This is a genomic window from Enterobacter cloacae complex sp. 6730903, from assembly GCF_048283985.1.
In the GTDB taxonomy this organism is placed as follows: Bacteria; Pseudomonadota; Gammaproteobacteria; order Enterobacterales; family Enterobacteriaceae; genus Enterobacter; species Enterobacter hormaechei_C.
The window spans coordinates 1-535 of the sequence record NZ_JBLVXX010000159.1 but is presented as its reverse complement, the minus strand read 5'-3'; the positions used below and the strand labels follow the sequence as shown (position 1 = coordinate 535).

At 53.5% G+C, this 535-nt stretch carries 1 pseudogene; it reads right to left on the bottom strand.

Going from position 1 to position 535, the window contains the following annotated elements:
- Positions 1-535 (bottom strand): annotated as a pseudogene (locus ACNQ0W_RS25335) (host specificity protein); the annotation flags it as partial.

Below are 535 nucleotides of genomic sequence, written 5' to 3'. Positions count from 1 at the left end.
TACATTATCGACCCGCTCAATACCGGCTTTGTTATCGCCATATTGCACGCTCAGAAGGTTACGCTGGTTAACCTGCGCGAGCGTGCTGGTGATCAGCGCGATAGCATTGTTCTGAATACCGCCGCTGGCCTTATCAGTTTGTGCACCCAGTTCTTCCAGACGTGATGCCATTGAGGAATCGAGGTCCGTGACAACCTGGCTAAGGTCAGTGATTGATGCTGTATTCTGAGCACCTACAGCAGCTGCTGAATCAGCTTTGTCAGATGCGGCCTGAGTGGCAGCCGTCAATTGACTTACCGCAGAAGCGCGAGCTTCAGTTTCCGTTGCTAACGCCTGGCGAACATCAGTAATACCCGCTTCATTCTGGGCAGTTTTCGCCTCTAGACGAGTAACATCCGTGACGCGCGCTTCCGTCTCAGTAGCGATCACTTCCCGGAGCTGTTCGAATGTCGCAGAGTTTGCGCCCTGCTGCGCAGTCTGCCGCACAACAACATCAGCAATAGCCAGAGCATTGCCGATAATTGCTTCGGCTGTC